The sequence below is a fragment of the Xanthomonas maliensis genome (assembly GCF_009192945.1).
Lineage (GTDB): Bacteria > Pseudomonadota > Gammaproteobacteria > Xanthomonadales > Xanthomonadaceae > Xanthomonas > Xanthomonas maliensis.
The window spans coordinates 106,269-126,402 of record NZ_NSET01000019.1; the positions used below are offsets into that span (position 1 = coordinate 106,269).

Consider the following 20,134-nt stretch of genomic DNA (forward strand, 5'->3'; position numbering starts at 1 on the left):
TGGACCATCCGCGATGGGATCACGGCTCTCCGGCCGGCGGCAAGGTGACGGTCCGCGGTCGCCACAGGCGCCAGCTGATCCACAGCGCGCGGCCGATCGCTGCCAACAGCGCGGCCAGGCTCAGCCATACCGCCAGCGTTGCCGGCCATTGCACGCGCGCGGCCGCCGCAGCGGCCCGCAGGATCTCGGCCATGCCGAAACCGGCCACCACCATCAGGACCGACGGCAGATAGGCCAGCATGACGCCCTTCGATTTACCAAGCATGTGTCCGCCCCCGTGCCGTCGTCTGCGGCGACGATAGGCAGCCGTGAGTACGGCGCGTGTGAAGTCAGCCGCCAGCCTCTTCACGCACCGGCGCAGGTGCGTCGGTGGCGGCCGCTGCCGACGCGTCGGCGCCCTCTGTCGGTGCCACCGCCGGCTCGCCGGCAGGGACGCTCGCACCCGCCTCGCTCTCGGCCGCGTGAGCGGTCGGCAGCGCAGCGACGTCGGTTTCGGCCAGCGGACTTTCTTCCGGGCACGCAGCGTCGGGAAAGCCAAAACGCTGCTTCAGCGCCAGTCCGCAGGCGTTGACCGCCTCCAGTTCCGCGCCCTTGTTCTTGCACTGCTGGTCGAACGCCACGAGGAACGCGTCCTTGCGACGCACGAAGGCATCGCCGCACTTGCGCATCTGGCGAATGCGCTCCAGGTCGTCCTGTACGGCGTTGGTGCCATCCAGGCCGTATTCGCGCAGCTCCTCCATCGTCAGCAGGCGCAGGCTGCGGTTGGGCACGGTCATCATCAGGTCCGCCACCGCGACGGCCACGCCATTGCGCTCCAGATAATCCTTGACGTTGCCGTAGACCTCGCGCAATTCGCGGTTGAGTTCGGCGCGTGAGGTCGCCTTGGAGCTGATCCGCATCATGCGATGGATCCCGACCTTGCCGGCCACCAGGCGGTTGTCGCCGGCGGCCAGCACGAACACGCAGGCACTGTGGCAGATCGAACCTTCGCGCACCCAGATCGTCCAGTTGGACTCGCCGATGACATCGCCGGCGCGAATCGCCGCTTCCACCTGACCGCCGCTGGAATCCAGGTCGAGGATGCGGTGCGGCAGCCGCAATTGCTCGGCCACTGTTGCCAGGCGCGAGACCAGTGCCGCGAAACCGGCGTTGATCTTGCCGGCGTAACGCACACGCAACAGCCCAGTGTCGCGGCACGGCGCCAGCGCGGCCTCGATGCTGGCGCGATCCAGCGCCGGCAGCAGGCTGCCATCGCCGGCGTCCCCGCGGTAATCGGTCGCGCAACTGATCCAGGCCTGGCCGAGCTGGAGCTCGGCCGCCGGCCAACCTTGCTCGCCCGCCTGCGCACGCGGCTGCGAGGGCGGCGCCACCGGCTCGGGCGTATCCACCGACACCATGTGATCGCCATCGCCCACCTGCCCACCATTGCCTTGCTGACCTGCGCCGGCATCGGCGGATGTGGTGCCGTCGCGCTGGCACGCCACCAGCAACAACAGACACAGCAAGGCGAGGTAGAACGATTTCGACATCGAGGAAGAAGCGATCGGGCGGCGGGCCCCCCAGTCTAGGGCGAGCGCCGGGCTGCGCCCCCGAACCTGGCCTTAACCCGACGCCAGCGACACGCCCTGCCCCACGTCCAGGCAGCGGCGCGGCTGGCCAACGCGATCCGCCTGGCGCGTGCAGCGGCTACAGCGCAGCCGCGAACTCCGCACCGGCTAGCCGCCTGCCGGCGCGCGCCAGAACGCACCCACCGCGGCGTGCGCCCCCCCTACTCGCTGCGCGATCCGGCGGCAGCGATGACCGCATGCAGTGCTGTCCGAAAACGGCCAGCCGGCGCTGGGACGAGGGCATAGACTGGCGCCATGCAGACGTTCACGCCCGATCGAATCCAATGCGACCGCGCCCGGCTGGCACGCGACGCGCGCTTCGATGGATTGTTCTTCACCGCCGTGCGCAGCACCGGCATCTATTGCCGCCCGGTCTGCCCGGCACCGCCGCCCAAACCCGGCAACGTCCACTATTTCCCGACCGCGGCAGCAGCCAGCGCCGCCGGGTATCGGCCTTGCCTGCGTTGCCGCCCGGAACTGTCGCCGCAGGCGCAACAGCATCTGGGCGAAGAGAGCGTGCAGCGGGCGCTGGCGATGATCGCCGAGGGCGTGTTGCAAGAGCAGCCCGTGCAGACCCTGGCCACGGCGGTCGGGATGAGCGCGCGGCAGTTGCAGCGGCAATTCGTGCAGCAGCTCGGCGCCACCCCGATCCAGGTGCATGGCACCCGACGCCTGCTACTGGCCAAGCAGTTGCTCACCGAGACCACACTGCCGATCACCGAGGTCGCGCTTGCGGCCGGCTTCAACAGCCTGCGACGTTTCAATGCAGCCTTTCTGCAAGGTTGCGGGATGCCGCCGTCGGCGTTGCGCAAGCAGCGCAGCGAGGTTCCCGGTGGCGCACTCAGCTTACGGCTCGGCTACCGCCCACCGTTGGACTGGCCAGCGATGCTGGCGTTTCTGCAACGTCGCGCGATCCCGGGAATCGAACAGGTCGATGCCGCCAGTTACCGACGCGTCGTCGGCACCGCCGGCAGCGCCAGCCTGATCGAGGTCACCGCAGCGCCGCAACGCGCCGAGCTGTTGTTGCGGATTGGCGCCACCGACCCGCGACAGATTCCGCGGATCGTGCAGCGGGTGCGCCGCCTGTTCGATCTGGATGCCGACCTGCAGGCCGTCCATGCCACCTTCGCCCAGGATCCTTTGCTGGCCGAGGCGATCGCCCACCGGCCCGGCCTGCGCGTTCCCGGCGGCTGGGACGGCTTCGAGGTCGCCGTGCGGGCGGTGCTGGGCCAGCAGATCAGCGTGGCCGGCGCGACCACGCTGGCCGCACGCCTGGTCGCGCAGTACGGCGATCAGCTACCGGACTTGCCGCCCGGGCTGGACCGGCGCTTCCCCAGCCCCGCGCAGCTGGCCGAGGCGCCGCTGGAGCAGATCGGCCTGCCGCGCAGCCGTGCCGCCACCTTGCGTGCGCTGGCGTCGGCCTGCGAGCAGGGCCGGCTGCACTTCAGCGCCGGCCAGCGCCTGCCCGAGTTTGTCGCCGCCTGCACCGCGCTGCCGGGCATCGGCGCCTGGACTGCGCAGTACATCGCCATGCGTGCGCTATCGCATCCGGATGCCTTCCCGGCCGGCGACCTGGTGCTGCAGCAGGTGCTCGGTCACCCGCAACGCCTGAGCGAACGCGCCACCGAGGCGCGTTCGCAAGCCTGGCGCCCGTGGCGCGCCTATGCCGTGCTGCACCTGTGGCAACTGGCCAACGATCGCAAGGAGACGTCCCAATGAGCACGCCGCCGCTGCTGTACGACACCTTTCCGTCGCCGATCGGCGCGCTCACCGTGGCGGCCGATGCCGACGGGCTGCGCCACATCCTGTTCGCCCAGAACCGTCACGACGCCCGTGGCCGTGCCAGTTGGCAGCATGCACCCGACGCAACGCTGGTGCGGGCCGCGCGCACCCAGTTGCTCGACTACCTGCACGGCGGGCGGCGCCAGTTCGATCTGCCATTGGCGCCGCTGGGGACGCCGTTCCAGCTGCAGGTCTGGCAGTCGCTGGCACAGATCCCGTTCGGGCAGACCTGGAGCTACGTGCAACTGGCGCGCGCCGTCGGGCGCCCGGGCGCCAGTCGCGCTGTCGGCGCGGCCAATGGGCGCAATCCGCTGCCGATCGTACTGCCCTGCCACCGGGTGATCGGTGCCAATGGCGCGCTGACCGGCTTCGGTGGCGGCCTGCCGACCAAGCAGGCGCTGTTGGCGCTGGAAGGCTGGTCGCCAGCCCGCGTCGGCGCAGAAGACCTGTTCGCCGTCGGCGGATGAGCAAGCCGTGCACAGGTCCCCGCCACGGTCTGCTGACCACGGCAGTGGGCACAGCCAACAACCACAACTTCGCCAGGTCGCAAGGACACCTTAAAATGCGCCGATGATCGATCGACGTCTCGTGTTTGCAGCCCTCGCCCTGCTCGCGGCCTGCACCACCACGCCTCCCCTTGCGCCGGCGCCCGAGCGCGCCCCGCCCACCACCAGCGACAACCGCAGCACAACGCCGCATGCCTTGTTGTTGATCTCCATCGACGGCTTGCGCGCGGACATGCTCGACCGCGGGCTCACACCCCACCTGTCGGCGCTCGCACGCGCCGGCGTGCGCGCGCAATGGATGACACCGTCCTATCCCTCGCTGACCTTTCCCAACCACTACACGCTGGTCACCGGCCTGCGCCCGGACCACCACGGCATCGTCCACAACAGCATGCGCGATGGCGCACTGGGCAGCTTCTGGCTGAGCAAGGACGATGCGGTCGGCGATGCGCGATGGTGGGGCGGCGAACCGATCTGGGTCGGCGTCGAAAAAGCCGGGCTGCACGCAGCCACCTGGTCCTGGCCCGGTAGCGAGGCGCCGATCCAGGGGGTGCGCCCGACCCACTGGCGCCACTATGCCGAAGGCATCGGCCTGGACACCCGGGTGGACGAAGTGCTGGGCTGGCTCCGTCCAGAGGGCACGCAAGCCAATCGTCTGGTGACCCTGTATTTCGAACAGGTGGACGAAGCCGGCCACGACCATGGCCCGGACTCTGCCGAGTACGCCGCCAGCCTGCGCGCGGTGGATGCGGCGATCGGACGCCTGCTCGACGGCATGCAGCGCGACGGTAGCCGCGACCGCACCAACATCGTCGTGGTGTCCGACCATGGCATGGCGACGGTCGGGCCGGGCCAGGCGATCAGTGTCGAAGCGATGGCACCAGCGACGGTGGCCACCGCGGTCACCGAGGGCCAGGTGATCGGCTTCGACCCACTGCCCGGCCAGCAGCAGCGCGCCGAGAAGCAACTGCTCGGTGCCCATCCGCACTCCGACTGCTGGCGCAAACAGGAGCTGCCCGCCCGCTGGCACTACGGTCGCCATCCGCGCATTCCGCCCATCGTCTGCCAGATGCACGAAGGCTGGGATGCCTTGTCGCCGGCCAGGTTGGCGCAGCGTCCGCGCGATACGGTGCGCGGTTCGCATGGCTTCGACCCGGCACTGCCGTCGATGCGCGCCGTGTTTCTGGCCCAAGGCCCCGATCTGGCGCAGGGCCGCACGCTGCCCGGCTTCGACAATGTCGATGTCTATCCGTTGCTGATGCGCCTGCTGCAGCTGCCGGCCGCAGCCAACGACGGCAACCCGCAGACCCTGTTGCCGGCCCTGCGCGCCCATCCGCAATGAACCGGGTGCGTGCATTGCCTGCGGCGGCGCGCTGCCTTGGCGAGCGCGCCGCCGCCGCTGGCACGCCGCTGCAACACAGCGGGGCGACGCCGGCGTGCCACGTGGCGTGCACATGCATGCGACACTAGCGCGATGTCCGTTCCAACCCCCTCCTCGCGCCGGCTGCGTACGCTGCTGACCAACGAAGGCTGGCGACGCCGGGCCGCACTATGGGGCGGCGCGATCGCCGTCGCGCTGGTGTCGATCCTGTTCGCCAAGGCCAGCGATGAGGCCTTCAAGGTCTTTCAGCGCATCACCGCACATTCGCCGTGGTGGGCGTTGCTGCTGACGCCAGCCATCTTCGCCCTGCTGTCCTGGCTGACCGCCGGCGTGCTACGACCGACGCGCGGCAGCGGCATTCCGCAGGTGATCGCCGCGCTGGAGCACCCCGCCCCCGAATTCCGCGACCGCAACCTGTCGCTGCGCGTCTCGGTCGGCAAGCTGGCGCTGACCACGCTGTCGCTGCTCGGCGGCGCATCGGTGGGCCGCGAGGGCCCGACGGTGCATGTCGGCGCCAGCATCATGCAGCTGTTCGGCCGTCGGTTCGGGTTCGACGACAGTCGCGAACTGTCGCACTTCCTGCTGGCCGGCGGCGCCGCCGGCATCGCGGCAGCCTTCAACACGCCCTTGGCCGGCGTGGTGTTCGCCATCGAAGAACTCAGCGGCCGCTTCGAGCATCGCTTTTCCGGCACCTTGCTGACCGCGGTGATCGTCGGTGGCGTGGTCTCGCTCGGACTGCTGGGCGATTACACCTATTTCGGCCGAGTAGCCGTGGCGCTGCCGCTGGGCCAGGCCTGGCTGGCGATCGCCTTGTGCGGCGGCGTGGGCGGCCTGCTCGGCGGCGGCTTTTCCCGTCTGGTGCTGGCCAGCGCGGCCGGCAAACCCCGCTGGCTGGGTGCGCTGCGACAGCGGCATCCCGTCATGCTGGCCGCCGCGTGTGGCGTGGCGCTGGTCGCGCTGGCACTGGTGTTCGGACAAGGCGCCTTCGGCACCGGATACGAACAGGCGCGCAGCCTGGTGCAGGGACATGCCTCGGTCGGCCACGAATTCGGCCTGATGAAGCTGATGGCCAACCTGGTGTCGTACGTCGCCGGCATCCCGGGCGGGCTGTTCTCGCCTGCATTGGCGGTCGGCGCCGGCATCGGCCACAACCTGTCGGTGCTGATGCCTGGCGTGGACCCGCGCAGCTTCGTCCTGCTGGGCATGTGCGCCTACCTGACCGGCGTCACCCAGGCTCCGCTGACCTCGGCCGTGATTTCGCTGGAACTGACCGAGTCCGGCCAGATGCTGCTGCCCATCCTGGCCACCGTGCTGATCGCGCGCGCAATCTCCGGCCTGGTCTGCAAGACGCCAATCTATCGCGGCCTGGCAGAGCAATTGCTACCGCCGGCAGAGCGCACGGCCGAGAGGCATTGAAGCCTGAGGCCAAAGACAGGCGGGTGCGTGCATAGGAAGAGCCGGGGATGCGGCGATCGTGCGCTCGCAGCACACTCAACGGTTGCCGACAGGTCCTGCCTTCTGCGTCACGGAGACCAGACGACAAGTCAGCGTGGAGAGGCCCACGCTCGCATTCGCAGAAGACCGGTGGTCGTAAGCAACATCGCAAGGCCATGACCAACGTCGGCGCGTCGCAGCCAGCAGCGAGGGCCCAGCTGCACCGTCGCGTACGTGCTTGCGCGGCTGCATCCGATCCCCCACGCTGGCGTGCAACCCTCAAGGGGCAATCACGATGGCGACTGAGCCGCGCCCCCCATCAGCGAACTGGAAGCGCACGGCGACCTGGCTGGCGATCATCTCGCTCGCCAGCCAGAGCATGATGCTATCTGCCGCCGCAACGACCTCGGCGCGCTCGGACGCGCTCCCCGACTGCCGCAGCAAATTGACCGTCGCCGAGCAGTCGGCGCTGAGAACGGAGATCGACGCGCGCCTGGCATTCGCAGCGCGACTGGCAAAGCCCGCAGCCCGGGAAGCGAGGCCCACCGACGTGCAGGTGAGCATCGGCGGCTTGCGCAACAGCCATCGCGACGCGGTGGTCTACATCAACGACAACAGCTATTGCGGCTCGTCCGGCTGCACGTTGCTGGTGCTGGCAGACGATCGCAGCTCGGCGACAGCCGCACCCCGCTATCACCCTGTCTCAGGCTTCATCGTCGCCAAGCCACCGATCCTCGCTCTGACGACATCGCACCACGGCTGGCATGACCTTGGCGTATTGGTTTCCGGCGGCGGCATCACCGAGGGATACACCGCAACGCTGACCTTCGATGGGGCGCGCTACCCGGGCGATCCGAGCCTGCCCACTCGGCAAAAGACGCCTGTCGCCGAGACCGCAAGCGTGCTGATCGACCGGCCGACCGGCCAGCCCAGTCAGTGCACGCTGTCCATGCAGGCCACGGAGCCGAGTAAGCGATGACGCGACCGTGCCGGCTCAGCCAGGCGCTGCATGAAGTGGATGCCGCCACACGACGCCGCTAGTCGCACAGGAAGCCGCCCTTCCCGACAAACTCAGCATCCACTGCACGGCAGCGGGCCGTACCTCTTTGGCTTTAGCGCAGGCGACATTCCGTGCCTCCTCCACGGGGCCGTTCGCATCATGGCGCCCACAAAAAACGCGGCGCAAGCGCCGCGTTTTCGATCACTCAGCAGGCTGGACTCAGCCGGCCTTGGCGACGGTCTTCTTGGCGACGGCCTTCTTGGCCGGAGCCTTGACCACACCCTTCTTCGCGACCGGGGCGCCGGCGCCGACGACGACCTTGCTCACCGCATGCGAGCGGGAATTGCCGTAGCTGGAATTGTAGCGCTTGCCCTTGGCGGTCTTGCGGTCACCCTTACCCATCTGTTCGACTCCTGAATGTGATTACGAATCCCCGTGCGGACACGGGGTCTGGCGAGTGAAGCCATAAGGCGCCCTCGCGCGAGGCCGGCAAGCCTATCACGTCGCCCGTGGTGGCGCAGCTAGCTAGTGGGCGCAACTGGCGTCGTGGACGTGACCGTGGCCATGGTTCAGGCGCAGATTGACCAGATGGGCGATGCCCACCAGCGACCCGCCCAGCGTCATGACCACTGCGTGCGGCACCGCGGCGTGATGCAGGGCATCGACCAACAGCCCTGCCCACAGCAGCACCAGCCCCGGCAGCAACAAGGCCAGGGCATGCAGGGCCCGGTGACGGCGATAGCCGAGGATGAGGCTGAATGAGCCGAGCAGGCTCACGAACACCACGATCGCCAATTCCACCCCATCGCTGAGCCAGAACGACAGGCCCAGCGACGGCGCCAGCGCCAGCGCTACCGGCAGTACGGCACAGTGGACCGCACACAGCAACGAGCCGGTCGCACCGAAACGATCGAGCACATGACGAAAGGGTGACAAGGGCATGACTTCCGGCAGAAGGTCGCGACAACGTGGAATAATATAACATCTCCGTGTTCCAGGCCTGAATCGCTGCATTGCATGGCCTGCACCCTTCCCCGCGGCGGCCCGCCGCGACCTCCTCCTGCTGATCCTTCGTCACAACCTAAAGAGCCCAGATCTGCCATGTCACCACGTCTCGCCGTTTCGTTGCGCCGCTCCACCCTCGCGCTGGCCCTGGCCAGTCTCCTGACCCCGGCACTGGCCATGGCAGAGGAAACGTCGACGGCGACCGACCCGCAGACGCCGCCCCGTTCGGACACTCGCCACGATGCCAGTGCCAGCAGCGGCCGCCACATCAAGGACCTGGACCAGGTGGTGGTGACTGCCAGCCCGCTGCGCGACGCCGCCGGCGAGCTGAGTCGACCGGTGGCCGTACTGGCCGGTGAACGTCTGGACGAGAATCGCGCCGCCAGTCTGGGCGAGACCGTGGCCAGCCTGCCGGGCGTGCAGAGCTCCAATTTCGGCCCCGGCGTGGGCCGGCCGATCATCCGCGGCCTGGATGGCCCCCGCGTGGCGGTGTTGCGTGACGGCCTGTCCACGCAGGACGTGTCCACGGTGAGCCAGGACCACTCGCCGGCGATCGAACCATTCCTGGCCAACCAGATCGAAGTGCTCAAGGGTCCCTCCACCCTGCTCTACGGCTCGGGCGCGATCGGCGGCGTGGTCAACGTCGTCGACGGCCGTATCGCCGAAACGCCGGTGGATGGCTTCAACGGCCGTGCCGAAGTGCGCTTCGATGGCGGCGACAAGGATGGCAACACCGACATGTTCCGGGTCGACGCCGGCAACGGCAGCGGCCTGTCGATTCATGCCGATGGCGTCTATCGCAATCAGAAGGACTACGACACGCCGGAAGGCCGCCAGGCCAATTCCTGGATCGACTCCAAGGTCGGCTCGGTCGGCGCCTCGCTGGCCGGCGACTGGGGATTCGTTGGCGTGTCGGCCTCGCGTTTCCGCGACAACTACGGCAATCCCGGTGAACCCGGCGATCTGTCCATCGGCGAGCGCGGCGTGTCGCTCAAGCTGCAGCAGGACCGCTACGACCTCAAGGGCGGCCTGACCGATCCCTGGGGCGATGGCAGCGCGCTGCGCTATAGCTTCGGACACACCGACTACGCGCACACCGAATTCGAAGGCGAGGAAGTGGGCACGATCTTCTCCAAGCGCGCCAACGAAGGACGCGTGGAAGCCTCCTTCAGCTTCGGCGGCGGCTGGCAGACGGCGTTCGGCGTACAGGGCAGCGACTCCACCTTCCAGGCCATCGGCGAAGAATCCTTCGTGCCCAAGACCGATACCCGCGCAATCGGTGTGTTCGGCGTCGCGCGCAACACCTGGGACCGCATCAGTGCCGACGTCGGCGCGCGCGGCGACAAGGTCAAGTACCGCACCGACACTGGCGTGGACCGCAACTTCAGCCCGACCAGCTTTTCGGCCAGCGCCGGCTTCCGCTTCAACCCACAGTGGCGCCTGACCCTCAACCTGGACCATGCCGAACGCGCGCCGGCCGAGGAGGAACTGTTCGCCAACGGTCCGCACATCGCCACGCTGGCCTATGAGATCGGCGGCGCCAACCTCAAGACCGAAAAGGCCAACCAGGCCGAACTCGGACTGAGCTTCCAGAACGACTGGGTGGATGCCAAGGTGTCGGCGTACTACAACCGCTACAACGACTTCATCTACATCGTCGACACCGGCGAACAGTGGTTCCACGAAGAAGACAACGACTTCCTGCCGATCCGCCAGTGGACACAGGCCGATGCCATCTTCCACGGTTTCGAAGGCGAAGCCACCTTCCACCTGGCCAACAACGACACCGGCGCCTGGGATCTGCGCGTGTTCGGCGACACGGTGCGGGCGCGCCTGAAGGATGGCGGCAATCTGCCGCGCATCGCGCCCGCGCGCGTGGGCGCGCAGATGCGCTGGAACGCCGACCAATGGCGCGCCTCGCTGGGTGCGACCCGCACCATGAAGCAGGACAAGGTGGCGGTGAACGAGACGCCCACCGACGGCTACACCATGGTCGATGCCCACCTGGCCTACCACGTGGACCAGGGCAGCACCGCATGGGAAGTGTTCCTGGATGGCAACAATCTGACCAATCAGGACGCGCGCGTGCACACCTCCTTCCTCAAGGACGACGTCATGCTGCCCGGACGCAATGCTTCGTTCGGCGTGCGCCTGTTCTTCTGACGGCAGGCATTCTGCGCTATCGACTGAAAGCGAGGCCGCCTACGGGCGGCCTCGTCACATCGGGAACGCGGTGGCGTTGTCGCGCTGGCGTTCGCTGACAGCGACGCGTATCGATGCAGTGTGATCGACGGCGAAGGCACGCAGCGCCGTGCACCTGACCGCCATGGCCGCGGTGCGACACGATCGCTTGACGCACGCCAGCGCTCTCGAGGCCAAGCACGCAGCGAACGCCACGCATACGACAGTCCCGCCTGGCAACGCATCCGACATCCGCAACACGGTTGTCGCGCCATCGCATTGCCCTGCGCGGCGCCCGCATCGTCGGCCCGCGCCGCACACGCATCGCGACGTCACTGCAGCGCATTGCGTGACTGACCTAACGCGTCGCAAGCGCATCTCACCGTGGTCACGTACATCGTTGCGATATCGCATATTGCGCACCTGCGACGCTGCCGTTGCGCACGCTTGCGACGTGCTGCGTTTGCGTTTAATCGCCGCGGATTCGGCCGCGCAAGCTGCGTGCATTGGCCGCAGGTTGTCGCGGTGCACAACATGTTTTGTCAGCGATTCCGTTAGAACTTCCGAGAGCATCCGTCGCCACGCCATCGCACGCGAGCCGCGGATGTGTCGCCCTTCCCACTTCGATCCGCGCGCGCCGCGCGCAGGGACCGCATCCGCCTCATCCATCCATTGCCCGGGAGAACCCGCATGATTCCTTCGATGCCTCGGTACGCGCTGTCATTGGCCATCGGCGCCCTGCTTGCCCCGTCCGCACACGCACAGCAGGCCACACCTGCCACGACGCAGCAGCAGGCCACTACGCTGGATGCGATCGTGGTCAGCGGTACCGCTCGCTTCAGCGGTGTCTCCAAACGCGATGCCAGCTTTTCGATCACGACCGCCAGCCCCGAACAGATCCAGCAAGCCGTGCCGCAAAGCACTGCGGACCTGCTGAAGATCGTGCCGGGCGTGTGGGCCGAACCCAGCGGTGGCGGCACCGGCGCGAACATCTTCGTGCGGGGCATGCCCTCCGAAGGCGATGCGCCGTTCGTGACCATGCAATTGGACGGCTCGCCGCTGTTCCCGCCACCGACGTTGTCCTTCCTGGAGAACTCCACGTTGTTCCGCGTCGACGACACCGTCGAGCGAATGGAGGTGCTGCGCGGCGGCTCCAGTCCGATCTTCTCCAATGGCCAGCCCGGACTGACCGTCAATTTCATCCAGAAGAAGGGCCAGGACGAACCCGAAGGCAGCGTGCGCGTGACCGGCGGCAACAATGCCTTGCGCCGGATCGACCTGTTCAACAGCGGGCCGATGGGCAACGGCTGGTATTACAGCATCGGCGGCTTCTTCCGCGAGACCGATGGCGTGCGCGATCCGCAGTTCGCCGCCGACAAGGGCGGACAGTTCAGCGCCACCCTGAGCAAGCGCTGGGACAGCGGCGAGCTGAGCTTCTACGCGCGCCACACCGACGACAACAATGCCTTCTACACCGCCATCCCCTTGCTGTCGCGCAACGAGGGCCGCGACCTCTCCAGCTTCCCCGGATTGGATGCGCAAAGCGGCACGCTGCTCGGACGCGACTTCCGCAATGTCGACTTGCTGGTCGGGCCGAATGGCCAGAGCCTGCGCCGTGATCTGGCCGACGGCCGCGGCATCAATATCGATCTCTTCGGCGGCGAACTGAACTGGGACGTGGGCGACTGGACGCTCGCCGACCGCTTCAACGTGCTCGGCGGCACCGCTCCCACCTATGCACTGTTCACTGGCGACGCCCCACAACGCCTGGGCGACTTCATCGCCAGCTACGGCAGCGGCGGCACGGCTACCTTCACCAATGGCGGCGGGGTGGTCGATCCCAACCAACAGGTACTGGAAGCTGGCTGGTGGTCGGTCGACAAGCGCCTGAACTCCTTCACCAACGATCTGCGCCTGAGCCGCACGCTGTTTGCCGGCAACACGCTGACGATCGGTAGCTACTACGCCAAATATTCGTCCACCGACACCTGGTATCTGGGCAACAACATGCTGCTGACTGCGCAGAACAACGCGCGTCGCATCGATGTGGCGCTCGACGATGGTCGCCAGGTCACGCGCCAGGGCTTCACCAGCACGGCGTTTCTCAACCTGCGCGCCCGCTACAACGGCGAGAATCTGGCGGCCTTCGTCGCCGACGAATGGGAACTCAACGAGCGCCTGCGCCTGGACCTGGGGGCCCGCTACGAGCGCCAGCGCGTCACCGGCGACGTGCATGACACCACTACTGTCGATCTGGACGGCAATCCGGCCACGCTGTACGACAACGCCACCTCGCTGGCGCTGCCGAGCACCCGCCACATCGACCAGGACGACGAAGCGGTGTCCTGGACCGCCGGCCTGAACTTCACCCTGGATGCGAACAACAGCCTGTTTGCGCGCGCCAACTCGGGGGTCAAGTTCCCAGGCTTCGACAATCTGCGCGATGGCCAGTCCCGCAAGCAGGAAGTCGACCAATACGAGCTGGGCCTCAAATCCGGCGCGAGCAATTACGACCTGTATCTGACCGCTTTCTACAACACCTTCAAGAACTCGCCGTTCCAGGCCTTCCTGTCGGATGGAACCAACTTCACCGCCAGCGGCGATTCGCGCGCCTATGGCATGGAGGTAGAAGGCGCCATTCGCCCGTTCGGCGGCTTCGAGCTGGCCGGCACCGGCGTGTGGCTGGATGCCAAGTACCGCAACTACCGCGAGTTCACCGGCAACCAGGTGATGCGTCAACCCAAGCGGCAGTTCCGCCTGACGCCGAGCTATTACTGGATGCTGCCGTTCGGCGACCTCAAGCTGTTCGCCACCTATTCCTATATCGGCGAGCGCTTCGCCGACCTGGCCAACAGCCAACGGCTGCCGTCCTACGACATGCTGGATATCGGCGCCAATCTGCACGTAGGCGACCACTGGGAAGTCACTGCCAGCGGCAGCAACGTCACCGATGCACTGGGACTGACCGAAGGCAATGTCCGCGTGCCGGGGGCAGCGACTGGCGGGGTCTTCATGGGACGGCCGATTGCCGGGCGGCAATACCAGATGTCGATCGCCTATCGCTGGTAGTCGATCGACGCCGGCGGCGTAGCTGACGGCCGCCGCCGCAATCGCTTGCCGAGGCCTGTGCTCCATCACCAATGCCTTGTACACGCCGGTGATGCAGCACGAATAGAACATGGGTGAGGCACAGCGGCCTACGCTGATCGCCCGTTGCAGCAGGCATCGTGCCGACCAGCCATTGCTATAGGCGATACGACTGCCGGCACGCTGTCCTCGAAGGTCGCGTTGCTGGCACCTCGCGCATATTGCCGCAGCGCCACCTCAGCGCGTCTGCAGACAGGCGTCGGCGCCAATGGCGCAGCGACGCTGCACCCGTACGCTCCACACCGCGATGCCCAAACCAATGGCGCTCAACAGCGCAGCGACCCACGGGGTGGCCAACAGACCCGCCTGCGTGGCGATCACCATCCCGCCCAGCCAAGCGCCCAGCGCGTTGCCGAGGTTGAACGCGGCGATATTGAGACTGGACGCCAGGTTCTGGCCGGCACCGCGCGCATGTTCAAGTACCCGCAGCTGCAGCGGCGCCACGGTAGCGAAAGCGGCCACACCCAACAAGCCGACAAACAGCACCATTGCGGGCTTGCTGTGCAGAACGAAACCCATCGCCCCCAGCACCGCCACCAGCGCGCCCAGACTCCCCAGCAGCGCAGCGGTCGGACGACGATCGGCCAGCCGCCCGCCCACGAGGTTGCCGACGATCATTCCCACGCCGAACACCAGCAGCACCGGCGACACCGCCGTCTGTGCAAAGCCGGTGACCTGCACCAGCAACGGCTGGATATAGGTGAACACCGCAAACACGCCGGCATAGCCCACTACCGTCATCGCCAGTGCCAGCAGCACCTGGCCGCGCCCGAGTACCGTGACTTCCTGTCGCCACGACACCGTTGCTGCAGCTCCTGCGGCGGCCGGCACCCACAGCATCACCGCCGCGGTCGCGAGCAGGCCAATCAGGGTCACTGCCCAGAAGGTGGCGCGCCAGCCCAGCTGCAGGCCCAGCCAGGCACCGACCGGCACGCCGAGCAGGGTCGCCACGGTCAGCCCGGCAAACATCAGCGAGATCGCCGAGGCACGACGCTCGGCCGGCACCAGCGAGGTCGCCACGACCGCACCCACGCCAAAGAAGGTGCCGTGGGCCAGCGAGGTCAGCACGCGCGCCGCCATCAGCACGCTGTAGTCCGGCGCCAGTGCGCAGGCCACGTTGCCGACGGTGAAGATGCCCATCAAACCGACCAGCACCGCCTTGCGCGGCAAGCGCGCGGTGGCCAGCGTCAGCACCGGCGCGCCGACAAACACGCCCAGTGCATACCCGCTGATCAGCAGGCCAGCAGCGCTGAGCGATACCCGTAGATCGGTCGCCACCTGCTGCAGCAACCCCATGATGACGAACTCGGTGGTGCCGATGCCGAAGGCACCGATCGTCAAGGCCAGCAAGGCCGGTGGGAGGCGGGACGAAGCGGAGCGGGACATGAGCGTCAGCCAGGAAGGAAGGCGCACAGCGTGCGCTGGCAAGCCCTGTGCAAAAAGCCTTGGTATGCTGATTCACTATCAACGGATCATTGAGAATCGCGTGGACCGCCTGGGTGACATCGCCTTGTTCCTGCGCGTGCTCGACCTCGGGTCGATCACCGCCGCCGCCCGCAGCCTGGACCTGTCGGTCGCGGTCGCCAGCCAGCGCTTGAAGCGCCTGGAGCGCGACCTGGGCGTGCGCCTGCTGCACCGAACCACGCGCCGCCTGCATCCCACCGCCGAAGGGCAACAGCTGGCCGAACGTGGGCGCGTGCTGGTGGAAGATCTGGACGCCCTGGCCGACGACCTGCGCGAAAGCGCCCAGGATGTCGGTGGCACCCTGCGGATGACGCTGTCGGCCACCTTCGGGCGCCAATACGTGTCACCGCTGCTGACCGAATTCCAGGCACGCCATCCACGCCTGCGCATCAGCGCGCACCTCAGCGACGACGTGGTGGATCTGGTCAAGCAGGGCTTCGACCTGGCGATCCGCATCGGTCCGCTGGACGACTCCGGACTGGTGGCGCGGCGCATCGCCGACAACCGCCGCACCCTGGCCGCCTCGCCCGACTATCTCCGTCGCCACGGCACCCCGCGCACGCCGGACGAGCTGGCGCAACACGTCGGCGTGCTGTTGATGGGCCGCGACGGGCGCCAGGACGTGTGGACCTTGCAGACGCCGGCCGGCGACCTGGTCCGGGTGCGCATGCAGAGCCGCTTCGAGAGCAATCTTGGCGAGCTGGTACGCGACGCGGTGGTGGCCGGCCAGGGCATCGCCGTGCATTCGTACTGGCATATCGCCGATGAGTTGCGTCACGGCCGACTGGTGGAAGTGATGCCCGACTACCGCCCCCCGGCCTCGCAGATCAGCGCGGTGATGCCGGCACGGCGTCTGCAACCGCCGCGCGTACGCGCCTTCGTCGACTTCCTGTTGGAACGCTTCGGCGAGATTCCGCCCTGGGACAGCAGCCCGCGCTCGCAAGCGCGCGAACGCCGGCGGCGATAACGCGCGCTCAAGCCGAACGGCCGGCAGCGCGCTGTAGCCGCCGCCGCAAGCCGCGACGCTGCATATCGCTGAGCAAATGGCCGTGGGTGGTCAGCAACCCGACGATGTGCTGGTGCGCCAGCTGGGTCCGCCTGGCGAGCTCGGCCTTGGCGGCCTGTTCGATCGCCTTCCACTCGGCAGGCGTTGCGGGATCGGCAGGGAGCGGGCGTTTTGCGGGCATGGACAAGGCATCGGGACGAAGACGCCGCATGATACGAGCCCGCCGTGAGCATGCGATCAGTCCCAGGGGCACGCGCGCCATCGGGCACTGTCGGTGATGAGGCGACCACGCCCGCTCTTGTAGCATCGGCGCATTGCCGGGCCCGTCCACTCCAGCCCAGGAACGTACCGCATGTCCTCTTCCAACGCCGATCTGGCCGACGTCGTCTTGCGTCACGCGCCCACCGAAGGCAGCTACGACACCGCCGTGCCCGGCTTGCGCTTGATCCATTGGTCCACGCCGAGCAGCGCCATCCCGACCGTCTACACCCCGACCCTGTGCCTGGTGGCGCAAGGACGCAAACGGGCGATGGTGGGCGCCACCGTCTATCACTACCATCCGGACATGTACCTGGTGGCGTCGGTGGATCTGCCGGTCATCGGTTCGGTGATCGAAGCAAGCCCGGCGCATCCCTATCTGTGTGTCAGTCTGGATCTGGACGTCGCCATCCTCAGCGACCTGGCCATTCGCCACCCGGACCTGAGCATGGCTGCCGGCGATCCCCCCAGCGCCGGCCTGTCGCTCAACCGCAGCACCCCGGAGCTGCGCGACACCGCGCTGCGGCTGACCCGCCTGCTCGACCAACCGCGCGACATCGAGGCGCTGGCGCCGCTGATCACCCGCGAGCTGCTGTATCGGTTGATGGCCGCCCCAGGCAACGCCATGGTGCGCCAGATGGCGGTGGCCGATAGTCGGCTCAATCAGATCTCCCGGGCCATCGTGTGGTTGCGCGAACACTATGCGCAGCGTTTCAGCATCGAGCAGATCGCCGACCTGTCGGCGATGAGTCGCTCCACCTTCCATGCGCACTTCAAGGCAGTCACCTCGATGACGCCGCTGGAATACCGCTCGCACCTGCGCGTCCAGGAAGCGCGCCGACTGATGGTGGCCGAGTCACTGACTGCCGCCGATGCAGGCTTCCGGGTCGGCTACGAAAGCGCCTCGCAATTCAGCCGCGACTACGCCCGACTGCTCGGCGTCCCGCCGGCACGCGATGCGCAACGCTTGCGCGCGGCGGAGACGGTAGAGGTGGCGTAATACCGCGACAGGCTGCGGAGCCGCGCGCAGCGAGCGACTCGACAGCTCGGCGGGCGGTTGCCGCAGCGCCCGCACCACCGCGCCTCGCGCCGGACCGGATCAGGCGGCCGACCGCCGGCATGCACGCCAAGTGCACGTACCGGCCGCCTGCACCGGGCAACCGTCGATACCCGCACGCCAGCTTACGTCCGCGTTCGCCGGCGGCTGCCAGCTACTGCCGCTGTCCCAGCCTGCGGCGCCGCGCCGGGGCCGGCAGCCTGACCATAGATCGACAGGAACAAGGCGACCGCCCTGGCCGCCACGGCGCGCTGATGCACCAGGCCGTCGCGGCGGCCGCCAGGCGCGCTCACCAGCGGCAGCCCGGTCACCAAGCCGAAGAAATGCGCCGAGGCCTCGGGCGCGTCGTCGATCGACAGTCTGCCGCGGGCGACCTCGCGGGCGAGCAACACGCGCATGACCGTGTCATAGCGTTCGAAACGCAGCAAGAGCAATTGTTCGTGGACGTGTTCCGGTAGCGTTGGCGGCTGCAGCAGGGCATAGGCCGCCTCGCCCAGGCAATGCCGGCTCCATACCCGCAGCACGCGTTGCGCCACTGCTGTCAGGCGCTGCTGCAACGACCCACGGGTGTGCAACAGCGTCCGCCATTCATCGCGGGCAGCATGCGCTTCCGCCTCCAATGCGGCGCGGCACAGCAGCTCCTTGGACATGAAGTGCGTATAGACCGTCGCCTTCGACACCATCGCCAGCGTGGCCACCGCCTCCATCGTGGTTCTGTCGAAGCCCTCGCGCAGAAACAGCATGCGCGCGGCGGTCAGGATCGCGTCGCGCTTGCCGCGATGGCCGCCGCCCGCAGGCCTTCCCTCCTCGGACTCATCCATGGCGGGGCTCCTGGGTCTGCTCTGCCGAGGCCCGCTCCGCCTGCCAACCGCCCCCCATCGCCCTGTAGAAGGTCACCAGGTTGGTCATCCGCGAGAGCTGGGTATTGATGAGATTCTGCTGGGCGCTGTAAAGCGTGCGTTGCGCATCCAGTACCTGCAGATAACTGTCGACGCCGCGCTCGAAGCGGGCTTGCGACAAGCTGTAGCTGTCCGCACTGGCCACCACCAGTGCCTGCTGAGCTTGCAGTTGGCGCCTCAGCGTATCGCGCGCCACCAGCGCGTCGGACACTTCGCGAAAGGCGGTCTGGATGGCTTTTTCGTACCGCGCCACCTCGATCTCGCGGTTGGCCATGGCACTGTCCAACTGCGCTCGGTTTCGTCCTGCATTGAAGATGGGCAAGGTCAGACTGGGCACGAAGCTCCAGGCGCGGGAACCGGCATCGAAGAGCCGCGACAAGCCGCTGCTGGACGACCCCAACGACGTTGTCAGGCTGATGCTGGGAAAGAACGCCGCGCGTGCGGCACCGATATTGGCGTTGGCCGCACGCAGCGTGCGCTCTGCTTCCAGAATGTCCGGGCGGCGTTGCAACAATTGCGAGGACAGTCCGGCAGGAATCGTGGCCAGGATATTGGCCTCCACGCTCGCGTCGGCCGGCAACGCCCGCGGCAACAGGGTGTCGGGCAGCTGGCTGCCGACCACCAAGGCCAGCGCATTGCGATCCTGCGCCACCAGTGCGGTATAGCGCTCCACATCGACGCGCGCGCTCTCCCTCTGCGTCTGCGCCTGGCGCAGGGTGAGTTGGGACGCCACGCCCAACTCGACACTGCGCTGCTGCAGCCGAACGCTCTCGTCCTGGCTGCGCAGGGTGGACTGCGCCAGCTGCAGCAACGCCTGATCGGCTGCCAACGTCAGGTAATCCGTGGAGACCTCGGCGACCAGGCTGATGTGGGTGCTGCGGCGTGCCTCGACGGTGGCCAGGAACGACTGCAGCGCCTGCTCCTTGAGACTGCGCACGCGTCCGAACACATCCAGCTCATAGGCGCTGATGCCCAGGTTGGCGCTGTAGCTGCGCACGACCGGCGGCTGCCCCGGTACCGCCAACTCGCTCGGCGTGCGTGCGTTGTTGGCGGTACCGGTCGCATCCACCGCGGGCAGCAGCGCCGCGCGCTGCACCCGGTACTCGGCTCGCGCCACCTCGATATTGAGCGCGGCCACGCGTAGGTCGCGATTGTTCTCCAGCGCCAATGCGATCACCTGCTGCAACGCCGGGTCGGTGAACACCTCGCGCCATCCGATGTCGGCAATCAGCAGCGTATCGGCAGCGTCGCCGACCGCCCCGGCTTGCGACGGCACGCTAGGCGGCACGGCCGCAAACCGATCCGGTACCGGGGTGTCGGGGCGGACGTAACGCGGCATCAGGCTGCAGCTGGACAACACGGCGGCAACAGCGACCGCGACAAGCGATTTGTAGCTCGTGTGCATGA

The 20,134-nt window shown here is 67.7% G+C and carries 17 protein-coding genes; 9 read left to right on the forward strand and 8 right to left on the reverse strand.

Translation table 11 applies throughout. From position 1 onward, the window contains the following. Positions 1-19 precede the first annotated feature (19 nt). The gene (locus CKY51_RS05060; protein WP_031340669.1) at positions 20-265 is read right to left on the reverse strand and encodes a hypothetical protein; all 246 of its coding nucleotides are present in this window, start codon (positions 263-265) and stop codon (positions 20-22) included. A 64-nt stretch (positions 266-329) separates the two neighbouring features. Next, entirely contained in the window at positions 330-1,529 is a 1,200-nt protein-coding gene (locus CKY51_RS05065; RefSeq protein ID WP_022974048.1) for a COG3904 family protein, read from the reverse strand. Positions 1,530-1,862: 333 nt separating this feature from the next. Here CKY51_RS05065 and CKY51_RS05070 point away from each other — a divergent pair, with 333 nt between their 5' ends. The 5 genes from CKY51_RS05070 to CKY51_RS05090 all read left to right on the forward strand — a co-directional run bounded on the left by CKY51_RS05070 (position 1,863) and on the right by CKY51_RS05090 (position 7,689). Continuing rightward, positions 1,863-3,326 carry a DNA-3-methyladenine glycosylase 2 family protein gene (locus CKY51_RS05070; protein ID WP_022974049.1) on the forward strand — a complete coding sequence of 488 codons (1,464 nt, stop codon included), beginning with the start codon at positions 1,863-1,865 and terminating at the stop codon, positions 3,324-3,326. Further along, a complete protein-coding gene (locus tag CKY51_RS05075) occupies positions 3,323-3,856 on the forward strand; it encodes a methylated-DNA--[protein]-cysteine S-methyltransferase (protein WP_022974050.1) in 534 nt (177 codons plus the stop codon). Before CKY51_RS05070 ends, CKY51_RS05075 begins: the two co-directional genes overlap by 4 nt. A gap of 103 nt (positions 3,857-3,959) precedes the next feature. Then, complete coding sequence (locus tag CKY51_RS05080; protein ID WP_022974051.1) at positions 3,960-5,237, forward strand: alkaline phosphatase family protein; 1,278 nt, start codon at positions 3,960-3,962, stop codon at positions 5,235-5,237. A gap of 132 nt (positions 5,238-5,369) precedes the next feature. Next, positions 5,370-6,692 (forward strand): chloride channel protein, encoded by a 1,323-nt coding sequence (locus tag CKY51_RS05085; protein WP_022974052.1) that lies wholly within the window; start codon positions 5,370-5,372, stop codon positions 6,690-6,692. A 313-nt stretch (positions 6,693-7,005) separates the two neighbouring features. After that, positions 7,006-7,689: a hypothetical protein gene (locus CKY51_RS05090; RefSeq protein WP_152248961.1), complete on the forward strand. Its 684-nt coding sequence runs from the start codon at positions 7,006-7,008 to the stop codon at positions 7,687-7,689. Between the two features lie 240 nt (positions 7,690-7,929). On the opposite strand, the gene CKY51_RS05095 is transcribed toward CKY51_RS05090, so the two are convergent. Both CKY51_RS05095 and CKY51_RS05100 read right to left on the reverse strand, forming a co-directional pair. Then, the gene (locus tag CKY51_RS05095; RefSeq protein WP_022974055.1) at positions 7,930-8,112 is read right to left on the reverse strand and encodes a 30S ribosomal protein THX; all 183 of its coding nucleotides are present in this window, start codon (positions 8,110-8,112) and stop codon (positions 7,930-7,932) included. Positions 8,113-8,235: 123 nt separating this feature from the next. After that, positions 8,236-8,652 carry a MerC domain-containing protein gene (locus CKY51_RS05100; protein WP_031340675.1) on the reverse strand — a complete coding sequence of 139 codons (417 nt, stop codon included), beginning with the start codon at positions 8,650-8,652 and terminating at the stop codon, positions 8,236-8,238. Between the two features lie 159 nt (positions 8,653-8,811). On the opposite strand from CKY51_RS05100, the gene CKY51_RS05105 reads away from it, so the two are divergent. Both CKY51_RS05105 and CKY51_RS05110 read left to right on the forward strand, forming a co-directional pair. Next, entirely contained in the window at positions 8,812-10,878 is a 2,067-nt protein-coding gene (locus CKY51_RS05105) for a TonB-dependent receptor (protein ID WP_022974057.1), read from the forward strand. A gap of 708 nt (positions 10,879-11,586) precedes the next feature. Then, positions 11,587-13,965 (forward strand): TonB-dependent receptor, encoded by a 2,379-nt coding sequence (locus CKY51_RS05110; protein ID WP_152248962.1) that lies wholly within the window; start codon positions 11,587-11,589, stop codon positions 13,963-13,965. Positions 13,966-14,220: 255 nt separating this feature from the next. Here CKY51_RS05110 and CKY51_RS05115 read toward each other — a convergent pair whose 3' ends face one another. Further along, on the reverse strand, positions 14,221-15,429 hold the full coding sequence (locus tag CKY51_RS05115) for an MFS transporter (protein WP_052172303.1): 1,209 nt from the start codon (positions 15,427-15,429) through the stop codon (positions 14,221-14,223). 100 nt (positions 15,430-15,529) lie between these two features. Between CKY51_RS05115 and CKY51_RS05120 the strand changes: the two genes are divergently transcribed. Continuing rightward, positions 15,530-16,474 carry a LysR family transcriptional regulator gene (locus CKY51_RS05120; RefSeq protein ID WP_052172304.1) on the forward strand — a complete coding sequence of 315 codons (945 nt, stop codon included), beginning with the start codon at positions 15,530-15,532 and terminating at the stop codon, positions 16,472-16,474. 7 nt (positions 16,475-16,481) lie between these two features. Here CKY51_RS05120 and CKY51_RS05125 read toward each other — a convergent pair whose 3' ends face one another. Then, entirely contained in the window at positions 16,482-16,694 is a 213-nt protein-coding gene (locus CKY51_RS05125) for a hypothetical protein (RefSeq protein ID WP_022974064.1), read from the reverse strand. A gap of 171 nt (positions 16,695-16,865) precedes the next feature. Between CKY51_RS05125 and CKY51_RS05130 the strand changes: the two genes are divergently transcribed. Continuing rightward, positions 16,866-17,771: an AraC family transcriptional regulator gene (locus tag CKY51_RS05130; protein WP_022974065.1), complete on the forward strand. Its 906-nt coding sequence runs from the start codon at positions 16,866-16,868 to the stop codon at positions 17,769-17,771. A gap of 182 nt (positions 17,772-17,953) precedes the next feature. On the opposite strand, the gene CKY51_RS05135 is transcribed toward CKY51_RS05130, so the two are convergent. Then, complete coding sequence (locus CKY51_RS05135; protein WP_022974066.1) at positions 17,954-18,649, reverse strand: TetR/AcrR family transcriptional regulator; 696 nt, start codon at positions 18,647-18,649, stop codon at positions 17,954-17,956. Beyond that, the gene (locus tag CKY51_RS05140) at positions 18,642-20,132 is read right to left on the reverse strand and encodes an efflux transporter outer membrane subunit (RefSeq protein WP_031340682.1); all 1,491 of its coding nucleotides are present in this window, start codon (positions 20,130-20,132) and stop codon (positions 18,642-18,644) included. The genes CKY51_RS05135 and CKY51_RS05140 overlap by 8 nt, the downstream gene beginning before the upstream one ends. Between the last annotated feature and the right edge of the window lie 2 nt (positions 20,133-20,134).